Genomic DNA, 11025 nt, shown 5'->3' on the forward strand with positions numbered 1-11025 from the left:
ACCACGACCAACCACTCACCATCCAGCCCACCAGCAGACACAGCCGCCAGCGGCTTCCACGACACCCGGTACCGCCAGCCGTCGACCTCCGACTGCTGCTCCGCCTGACGGCGCCACGCCGACAGGGCCGGGACGAGTTCGCTGAAGCCGGCGTCGTCGCCCACCTCCAGTTCGGACATCAGGGCGGCGAGGTCGCCGCGCTCCACCGCGTCCCAGAACCGGGCGTCGACCGCGTTCACCGCGAAGGCGGGGGCGTTCGCGTCGTGGGAGAGGACGTTCTCCGGCCAGTAGCGCTGCCGCTGGAAGGCGTACGTCGGCAGCTCCACCCGTCGGGCGCCCGTACCGGCGTAGAAGGCGGACCAGTCCACGGCCACACCGCGCACGTGGACCTTGGCCAGAGCGGTGACCGCGGTCTCCGCCTCCGGTCGCCCGGACCGCAGTACCGGCACGAACCCGGCAGCAGCCGTCACGCACTCCTGGGCCAGCGCCGACAGCACACCGTCCGGACCGAGTTCGACGTACGTCGTCACACCCGCGGCCTCCAGGGCCCGCACACCATCGAGGAAGCGAACCGCCTCCCGGACGTGTCGCACCCAGAAGTCGGCCGAACCCATCTCGTCCGAGACCAGCGCACCCGTCAGGTTGGAGACAACCGGAATCCGGGGTTTGTCGAACGACAGGCCCGCCACGACCTGACGGAACTCATCCAACATTCCGTCCATGTGCGGGGAGTGGAAGGCATGACTGACCGTCAGCCGCTTGGTCTTGCGGCCGGCGAACGAAGCCACCACCGCCAGCACGGCATCCTCGTCACCCGCGATCACGACCGACGTGGGACCGTTGACGGCGGCGATGCTCACCCGCCCGGACAGCAGCGGCAGGACCTCGTCCTCCGACGCCTGCACCGCCACCATCACACCACCCGAAGGCAACGCCTGCATCAGACGCCCCCGCGCAGCCACCAGCACACACGCGTCCTCCAACGAGAACACACCCGCCACATGCGCAGCCGCGATCTCACCCACGGAGTGACCGGCGAGGAAGTCAGGCCGCACACCCCACGACTCCAGCAGCCGGAACAACGCCACCTCGACCGCGAACAACGCGGGCTGCGCATGCTCCGTACGATCCAGGACGGCCTCGTCGTCTCCGAACAGGACGCCCTTCAGCGGCACCTCGGGCTCGAACTGCTCGCACACCGCATCCAGGGCGACAGCGAACGCCGGGAAGGCGGCATACAGTTCGCGCCCCATCCCGAGGCGCTGGCTGCCCTGCCCGCTGAACAGGAACGCCAGCGCGCCCCCCGCCACCGAGCCCCGCACCAGGCCCGGGACCTGCTCGCCTGCGGCCAAGGCTTCCAGCCAGCCGAGCAGCGTCTCGGGGGCTGCGGGTTCGCCGAGGAGGACCGCGCGGTGTTCCAGGGCGGCCCGGTGCACGGCCAGGGTGTGGCCGAGGTCGAGGGCGCCGCGGGTTCCCGCGGTGGTGACCAGGTCGGCGGCGGTCGTGCGCAGACGGTCGGCTTGGGCGCGCAGTGCGGCCGCGGTGCGGCCGGAGACGAGCCACGGGATGACGGCCGGTGCCGGGTCCCCCGCGGGGCCCGGCTCGGGCCGGGTCTCCTCGTCGGCCTCGCGCGGTGCCTGTTCGAGGACGGCGTGGGCGTTGGTGCCGCTGTAGCCGAAGGAGGAGATGCCGGAGCGGCGCGGCCGGCCGGTCTCCGGCCAGGCCCGCTGCTCGGTCAGCAGCTCGATGTCACCGGCGGACCAATCCACGAACGGTGTCGGCTCGTCGACGTGCAGGGTCTGCGGGAGCACCCCGTGCTGCATGGCCATGACCATCTTGACGACACCGGCGACACCGGCGACGGCCTGGGTGTGCCCGATGTTGGACTTGACCGAGCCGAGCAGCAACGGTCGCTCGGCGGGGCGGTTCTGGCCGTACGTGGCCAGCAGCGCCTGCGCTTCGATCGGGTCGCCGAGCTTGGTGCCCGTGCCGTGGGCCTCGACCGCGTCGACGTCCCCGGCGGTCAGACCCGCGTCGGCGAGGGCCTCGCGGATGACGCGCTGCTGGGCGGGGCCGTTGGGGGCGGTGAGGCCGTTGCTCGCGCCGTCCTGGTTGATCGCGGTGCCGCGGACGACGGCGAGGACGGGGTGCCCGTTGCGGCGGGCGTCCGAGAGCCGCTCCAGGAGGAGCAGGCCGACTCCCTCGGCCCAGACCGTGCCGTCGGCGGCCGCGGCGAAGGCCTTGATCCGGCCGTTCTGGGCGAGGCCGCGCTGGCGGCTGAACTCGGTGAACGCTCCGGGGGTGGACATGATCGTCACGGCGCCCGCGAGGGCCATCGAGCATTCGCCGCGGCGCAGGGCCTGGGCAGCGAGGTGCAGGGTGACGAGCGACGAGGAGCAGGCCGTGTCGAGGGTGACCGCGGGCCCTTCCAGACCGAAGGTGTACGAAATGCGGCCGGAGACGACGCTGGCGGCGTTGCCGGTGCCGAGGTGGCCCTCCAGGCCGTCGCCGTCGTTCAGCCACAGCTGAAGGTAGTCCTGGGCGTTGGAGCCGACGAACACGCCGGTTCGGCTGCCCTGCAGGGCGGTCGGGTCGATGCCGGCCCGTTCGAAGGTCTCCCAGGAAGTCTCCAGCAGCAGACGCTGCTGCGGGTCCATGGCGAGGGCCTCGCGGGGCGATATGCCGAAGAACGCGGCGTCGAAGTCGGCCGCCTCGTGGAGGAAGCCGCCCTCACGAACGTAGCTGGTGCCCTCGCGGTCGGGGTCGTCGCTGTAGAGGGAGTCGAGGTCCCAGCCGCGGTCGGCGGGGAAGGCGGTGATGCCGTCGCGGCTCTCGACGAGCAGCTGCCACAAGTCCTCGGGGCCGCGGACGCCGCCGGGGAAGCGGCAGCCCATCGAGACGATGACGACCGGGTCGTCGTCGGCGCCGGCGGCGCCCGGGCCGAGAGCCGGCTGTCCGGAGCCGAGAGCACCGGTCCCCGTGCCCGCGCCGTCGGCCAGGTCGCCGATCAGCTCCTCGCGCAGGTACTGGGCGAGAGCTGTCGCCGTCGGGTAGTCGAAGACGAGGGTGGCGGGCAGGCGGCGGCCGGTGGCCTCGCCGAGCAGGTTGCGCAGCTCGACGGCGGTGAGGGAGTCGAAGCCGAGTTCCTTGAAGGAGCGGCCCGGCTCGACGGAGGCGGCGCTCGGATGTCCGAGGGCCGCGGCGACCTGCTTGCGTACGAGGTCGAGGACGGCCCGGTCCTGTTCGGCGGCCGGGAGTCCGGCCAGGTGTTGGCGCAGTCCGGAGGCGGCGGCGGACGCGCCGCCCACCGACCGGCGCGCGGGGACCCGTACGAAGCCGCGGAGCAGCGGCGGCAGGGTTCCGGCCTGGGCCTGACCGCGGAGGCCTGCGGGGTCGATGCGCATCAGGACGGGTGCGGGCTCGTCGATCCGGTGGGCGAGGTCGAAGAGGTCGAGGCCCTGCGCCGTGGTGAGCGGGGGCAGACCGGCGCGGGTCATGCGGCTGATGTCGGCGTCGGTGAGGCTGCCGGCCATGCCGCTGCCGTCGGCCCACAGGGCCCAGGCCAGGGAGGTGGCCGGGAGGCCCAGGGAGCGGCGGTGTTGGGCGAGGCCGTCGAGGAAGACGTTGGCGGCAGCGTAGTTGCCCTGGCCGGCGCCGCCGAAGACACCGCCGATGGAGGAGAACAGCAGGAAGGCGGAGAGGTCGAGGTCCCGGGTCAGTTCGTGCAGGTGCCAGGCGGCGTCGGCCTTGGGGCGCAGGACGGCCGAGAGGCGCTCGGGGGTGAGGGAGCCGATCACGCCGTCGTCGAGGACACCCGCGGTGTGGACGACCGCGCCGAGCGGGTGCTCGGCCGGTACGGAGGCCAGGAGCGCGGCCAGCGCTTCGCGGTCGGCGACGTCGCATGCGGCCCACGTCACCGCGGCTCCCGCGTCGGTGAGTTCGGCCGCGAGCCGCTGCGCCTCGGGGGTGGTGCCGCCGCGGCGGCCGACGAGGAGCAGGTGGCGCACGCCGTACTCGGCCACGAGGCGGCGGGCGACGAGGCCACCGAGGAGTCCGCCCGCGCCGGTGATCAGTACGGTCGCCCCGGGTGCGTACGCGGGGCGGCCCGGGCCGGTCGTCGGTTCGTCGGCGGTGTCCCGGGCGACGCGGGTGAGGCGCCGGGCGTGCAGGGTGCCCGCCCGCACGGCGAGGTGTGGCTCTCCCGAGGCGAGGGCGGCGGGCAGCGCGCGGGCGGAGGCGGCGGTGCCGTCGGTGTCGACGAGCAACAGCCGGTCGGGGGCTTCGGCCTGGGCGGAGCGCAGCAGGCCGAGGACGGCGGCGTGCACCGGGTCGGTGAGCACGTCGGCGGCCTCGGGGTCGTCGATGGCGGCGACCGCGCCGCGGGTCAGGACGACCAGGCGGCTGGTGGCGAACCGGTCGCCGGTGAAGGCGTCGTCGCCGAGCCAGGTCTGGGCGAGGACGAGGGCGTGGTGCGCGGCCCGGTGCAGGGACTCGACGGAGAGCTCCGGGGCGGCGGGGTCCTCCGAGGCCGAGCCGGCCTGTCCGTAGCCGACGAACACGGCGTCCGGTACGGGCGCTCCGGCGCCGACGGCGGCCGCCAGCTGGGCGAGGTCCGCGTAGTGGTCGATCCCTTCGGCATGGAGGGCCGCCGGGACCTCGGTGCCCACGGCCGCCCAACGGCCCTCGTGCGCCATGTCCGTGTTGGCGGGCCGCGCGAGCTCCGTCCAAACGGTGCGGAACACCGACTCGTGGTGGGCGGTGCGGGCCGCCCGCACCTGCTCGGCCGACACGGCCCGCAGGACGAGGGAGTCGACGCTCGCGACGGGCGCGCCCGTGGCGTCCGCGATCTCCAGGCGTACGCCGTCCTCTCCCATGGGGGTGAGGCGTACGCGCAGGGCGTCGGCGCCACCGGCGTGGAGGGTGACTCCGCTCCAGGCGAAGGGGAGGCGGCCCTCGCCTTCGGCGCCGCCCAGGACGCCGAGACCGAGGGTGTGCAGGGCGGCGTCCAGCAGGGCCGGGTGGAGGCCGAAGTCGCGTGCCGCCGCGGCGTTCTGCTCGGGCAGGGCGACCTCGGCGTAGACGCTGTCGCCGTGGCGCCAGGCGGCGGTGAGACCGCGGAAGGCCGGACCGTAGCCCATGCCGACCTCGGCCAGGTCGGCGTACAGGCCGTCCGTGGCGAGGGGTTCGGCGCCCGTCGGGGGCCACTCCCCCGCCAGGGGGGATGCCGGGGCGGGGGCGGCCGTGGGGGCCAGTACGCCGCCGGCGTGGCGGGTCCACGATTCGTCGGAGGAGCCGTCCTTCGCGCGGGAGGAGACGGTGAAGGCGCGTCTGCCGCTTCCGTCTGCGTCGGGGGCGCTCACGTGCATCTGGATCTGTACGCCGCCCCGTTCGGGCAGGACGAGCGGGGCTTCGAGGGTCAGCTCCTCGACGAGGCCACAGCCGAACTGGTCGGCGGCGCGGATCGCGAGGTCGACGAAAGCGGTGCCGGGCAGCAGGATGCTGCCCATGACCTTGTGGTCGGCCAACCAGGGGTGGGCGGCGGCGGACAGCAGACCGGTGAAGAGGAAGCCGTCGGATTCGGCGAGGGCGACGGCCGCGCCGAGGAGCGGGTGCGCGGCCTCCTCCAGGCCCGCCGCGGTGACGTCCCCCGCGCGGGTGCCGGGCTCGATCCAGTAGCGCTGGCGTTGGAAGGCGTAGGTCGGCAGGTCGACGCGACGGGCGCCGGTGCCCGCGTAGAAAGCGGTCCATTCCACCCGGACGCCGTGGACGTGGGCCCGGGCGAGCGCAGTGACGAGGGTCTCCGCCTCGGGACGGCCCTTGCGCAGGACGGGCACGAAGACGGCGCCCTCGACGGTGGTGCAGTCCTGGGCCAGAGCCGACAGCACACCGTCAGGACCGAGTTCGACGTACGTGGTGACCCCTGCCGCCTCCAGCGTCCGGACACCGTCGAGGAAGCGAACGCCTTCACGGACGTGCCGCACCCAGAACTCCGCCGAACCCATCTCATTCGAGACCAGCGCACCCGTCAGGTGGGAGACGACCGGGATCCGCGGAGCGGCGAACTCCAGCCCCGCCACCACCTCACGGAAGTCCTCCAACATCCCGTCCATGTGCGGCGAGTGGAACGCATGGCTGACGGTGAGCCGCTTGCTCTTCCGGTCGGCGAACACCCCCACCACCGCGAGCACGGCGTCCTCGTCACCGGCCACGACCACCGACTGCGGACCGTTGACCGCAGCGATGCTCACCCGCTCGGACAACAGCGGCAGGACCTCGTCCTCCGCGGCCTGGATCGCGATCATCACCCCGCCACCCGGCAGCGCCTGCATCAGACGCCCGCGCGCGGCGACCAGCGCACACGCGTCCTCCAGGGAGAACACACCCGCCACATGCGCGGCCGCGATCTCACCCACGGAGTGACCGGCGAGGAAGTCCGGCTTCACACCCCACGACTCCAGCAGCCGGAACAACGCCACCTCGACCGCGAACAACGCCGGCTGCGCATACTCCGTACGATCCAGCACCACCGCATCCCCGCCGAACAACACCTCCTTCAACGGAAGTTCGAGCGAGCCGTCCATGCGCGCGCACACCGCGTCCAGCGCGTCCGCGAACACCGGGTAGGCGTCGTACAACTCACGCCCCATCCCGAGCCGCTGGCTGCCCTGCCCGGTGAACAGGAACGCGGTCTTCCCGAGCCTCGGCGCGCCCTTCACCACCCCTGCGGCAGTGCCGCCCTCCGCCAGTGCGGCGAGTCCGGCCAGCAGGCCCTCTCGATCCGTGGCGACCACGGCCGCCCGGTCCTCGAAGGAGGCCCGGCCCACGGCCAGCGCCCGGGCGACGTCCACCGGACGCTCCCCGGTGTGCTCGGCCGCGTGACCGAGGAGGCGCTCGGCCTGCGCGCGGAGGGCGTCCCCGCCCTTGGCCGAGAGCAGCCACGGAACGACCGGCGCGGCCGCGGACGGCGACGCCGGCTCCTCGCTCCGGTCGGACTCCGGGGCCTGCTCGATGATGGTGTGGACGTTGGTGCCGCTGACGCCGAAGGCGGACACGCCGACCCTGTACGGGCGCCCGGTCTGCGGCCACGGCTGCTGCTCGGTGAGCAGCGAGACGGCTCCGGCGGTCCAGTCGACGTGGGAGGTCGGCTCGTCGACGTGCAGGGTCCTGGGCAGCACTCCGTGCTGCATCGCCATGACCGTCTTGATGATGCCGGCGACGCCCGCGGCGTTCTGGGTGTGGCCGAGGTTGGACTTCAGGGAGCCGAGCCACAGCGGCCGGCCCTCCGGGCGGTCCTGCCCGTACGTGGCCAGCAGCGCCTGGGCTTCGATCGGGTCGCCCAGGGTCGTGCCGGTGCCGTGGGCCTCGACGGCGTCGACGTCGGCCGCGGTCAGGCGGGCGGATTCGAGGGCCTGGCGGATGACGCGCTGCTGGGCGGGGCCGTTGGGTGCGGTCAGCCCGTTGGAGGCGCCGTCCTGGTTGACGGCGGAGCCGCGGACGAGGGCCAGGATCCGGTGTCCGCTGCGGCGGGCGTCGGAGAGGCGTTGCACGAGGAGGACACCGACGCCCTCGGACCAGCCCGTGCCGTCCGCCGCCTCGGCGAAGGACTTGCAACGGCCGTCGGGTGACAGGCCGCGCTGACGGCTGAACTCGACGAAGACCTCCGGTCCGGCGAGGACGGTGACGCCCGCGGCCAGGGCCAGCGAGCACTCCCCCTGCCGCAGGGCCTGGACGGCCATGTGCAGGGCGACGGAGGAGGACGAGCAGGCGGTGTCGATGGTGGCGGCGGGGCCTTCCAGGCCGAAGACGTAGGCGAGGCGGCCGGAGACGACGCTGGAGGCGGTGCCGGTGAGGAGGTGTCCCTCGACTCCCTCGGGCAGTTCGCCCGAGCCGGCGCCGTAGGCGTTAGCGGACGCGCCGACGAAGACACCGGTTCGGCTGCCGCGCAGGGTCGCCGGGTCGATGCCGGCCCGTTCGAAGGCCTCCCAGGAGGTCTCCAGCAGCAGGCGCTGCTGGGGGTCCATCGCGAGGGCCTCGCGCGGTGAGATCCCGAAGAACGCGGGGTCGAAGTCGGGGGCCTCGTAGAGGAATCCGCCGTCGCGGGCGTAGGTGGTGCCGGGGTGGTCGGGGTCCGGATCGTACAGCGACTCGACGTCCCAGCCCCGGTCGGAGGGGAAGCCCGAGATCGCGTCGCCGCCGCTCTCGACGAGCTTCCACAGCTCCTCCGGCGAGCTGATTCCTCCGGGGAAGCGGCAGCTCATGCCGACGATCGCGATGGGCTCGCGGGAGGCGTCGGTGAGCTCCTGGTTCCGGCGGCGCAGCCGCTCGGCTTCCTTGAGGGAGGCCCGCAGCGCTTCAACGACTTTTTCGTTAGGGGTGCTCATCACTTACTCCGCACTTCGGGCACGTCAGACGTTGCTGTTGCTGGTGGTGTTGCCGGGAGGGGTGTTGTCGTCAGGACCGGATCCGCCGTCCAGCGCGAGATCGAGGAGGTCCTGGAGGTCCATCTCGTCGATGGAGTCGAGGGAGCCGAGGGAGTCCCCCGCCGCGTCCCCCTCGCCGGCTCCGTGGCCGGACCCTCCGTCCGGGGTGCCGGGGTCGGCGAGTCGCAGGAGCTCCTCGATGAGCCCGGCCTCGCGGATCCGGCCGAGGGGGATGGTGGCCAGGGTCCGCCGCAGCTCCGCGTCCTGCGGGTCGGTGTCGAGGTCCGCGCCCGCCGCCCCGGCTCCGGCGCCGCCCTCGGGGAAGAGCGTGCGCAGCAGGTGCCGGGTGAGGGCCTGCGGGTTGGGATAGTCGAACACCAGGCTGGACGGCAGCCGCAAGCCGCAGGCGGCGCCGAGGCGGTTGCGCAGGTCGACCGCGGTCAGCGAGTCGAAGCCCAGGTCCTTGAAGGCCCGGTCGGCGGCGACGGCGTCCGCGGAGGGGTGTCCCAGCGCGGCCGCGGCGTGGTCGCGTACGAGGTCCAGCAGGGCCGTGTCCCGGTCGTCGCCGGAGAGTCCGGCCAGCCGCTCCAGGACGGCCTCGGACGGATCAGCGGCCACGGCTCCGGCGGTGCCGCCCGTGGGCGCCTGTGCGAGCAGGGTCGCGCGGACCTCGGGGAGGTCGCCGATGAGCGGGCGGGGCCGGGCGGCGGCGAAGACCGGCGCGAAGCGGTCCCAGTCGACGCGGGCGACGGTGACTGCGGCGCTCCTGCTCGTGAGGGCGCGTTCGAGGGCGAGCAGGTTGGTCTCCGGGGCGACGGGCGGCAGCCCGCGCCGGCTGAGCTGCTCCTCGGCATCGCCCTCGGTGGCCATGCCGCCGTCGGCCCACGGTCCCCAGGCGACGGCGGTGGCCGCGAGTCCGCGGGCCGCGCGGCGCTCGGCGAGCGCGTCGAGGAAGGTGTTGGCCGCCGCGTAGGCGCCTTGTCCGCCGCCGCCCCAGACTCCGGCGATGGAGGAGAAGAGGACGAACGCGTCGAGGGAGTCCGGCGTGTCGAACAGGGCGTCCAAGTGGACGGCCCCGGCGGTCTTGGCGGTGACGACCCGGGCGAAGCCGGGCAGGTCGGTGCCGGTGCCGGGCGGTTGGGAGACGCCTGCGGCGTGCACGACGGCGCGGACGGGGGTGCCGTCGGCCGCCAGGCCCGCGACGAGGGCGGCCAGGGCCTCCCGGTCGGTGACGTCGCAGGCGGCGAGGGTCACGGCCGCACCGAGTGCTTCGAGTTCCGCGCGGACCCGGTCCGCGTCGGGGGCGTCGGCGCCGCTGCGGCTGACGAGCACGAGGTGCTGCGCGCCCCGCTCGGCCAGGCGCCGGGCGACGTGGCGGCCCAGGGCGCCGGTACCGCCGGTGATGAGCACGGTGCCGCGCGGGGTCCACCGGGGGATGGGGTCGCCGGCCACGTGGGCGTGGACGAGGCGCCGTACGAAGGTACCGGCGGGACGGAGCGCGAGCTGGTCCTCGTCGCCGCTGCCGGTGAGTGCGGCGGCCAGTCCTGCCAGGGTGCGCTCGTCGCACGTGCCGGGCAGGTCGACCAGGCCGCCCCAGCGGTCGGGGTGCTCCAGGGCGACGACCCGGCCCAGACCCCATACCCGGGACTGGGCGGCGCCGTCGAGCGGGTCCCCGGGAGCGGCACCGACGGCGTCGCGGGTGACGCACCACAGGGGGGCGTCGCCGCAGCCGGTCCGCTCGGCCTCCGGGCCGGTGAGCGCCTCGGCGAGGGCGGCGGTCAGGGCGAGGCCGACGGGCACCGCGGGGTGATCGGGGTGGGGCCGCTCGTCCAGCGCGAGGAGTGACAGGACGCCGCGTACCGGTGCGGCGGCGGTCGCGGCGCCGTGCCCGAGCCGCTCGGTCAGACGCGCCCGCAGGACCTCCGGATCGGTGTCGGCCGTGTCGAGGGGCAGGGTCAGCAGGCGGGCTCCGCCGGCGGTGAGCCGGTCGGTCAGCGCCCGCACCCAGGGATCGTCCGCCTCGGCGGCGGGGACGGGCACCAGCCAGGTCCCGGCCGTGGCGGTGACGGCGCCCTGGCCCGTGCGGGGCAGGGGCTGCCAGACCACGCGGTAGAGGAGGGCGTCGGCCTGCTCCTGCGCCCGCTGCTCGCGCCGCCAGGCGGAAAGCTCGGGCAGGACCGCGCTCAGCGGCCGGTCCGCGCCGGTCTCGAATTCCCCGGCGAGGGCGCTGAGGTCACCGCGTTCGACGGCTTCCCAGAACCGGGCGTCGGCGGAGGTTTCCCGGGTGGGGGCGGCGTCACCCCGGGTGGCGGGCTCCGGCCAGTGACGTACGGACTGGAAGGCGTAGGTGGGCAGGTCGAGCCACTGGGCGGCGCCGGTGGTGGCGGCGGCGCTGTACGCCTGCCAGTCGAGCGGGACACCGCGGGTGAAGATCTGGGCGAGCGCCGTCGCCAGGGTTTCGGCGGCCGGGCGCCCGGCGCGCAGGGCGGGCAGGAAGGCCGAGGCGGCATCGGTGGTGCAGTCCTGCCCGAGGGCGGACAGGACACCGTCGGGGCCGAGTTCGACGTACGTCGTCACGCCCGCGGCCTCCAGAGCGCCGATCCCG

Annotated in this window: 2 protein-coding genes; both read right to left on the reverse strand. The window is 74.3% G+C overall.

All coding sequences use genetic code 11. The features are described 5' to 3' along the window. Positions 1-8384, reverse strand: an 8384-nt coding sequence (locus AC0693_RS38445) for a type I polyketide synthase (RefSeq protein ID WP_478804580.1), incomplete at its 3' end; no start/stop codon positions are given. 21 nt (positions 8385-8405) lie between these two features. Beyond that, the coding region (locus tag AC0693_RS38450; RefSeq protein ID WP_478804581.1) for an SDR family NAD(P)-dependent oxidoreductase at positions 8406-11025 on the reverse strand (2620 nt) is incomplete at its 5' end.

The sequence above is a fragment of the Streptomyces sp. NPDC043876 genome (assembly GCF_056435825.1).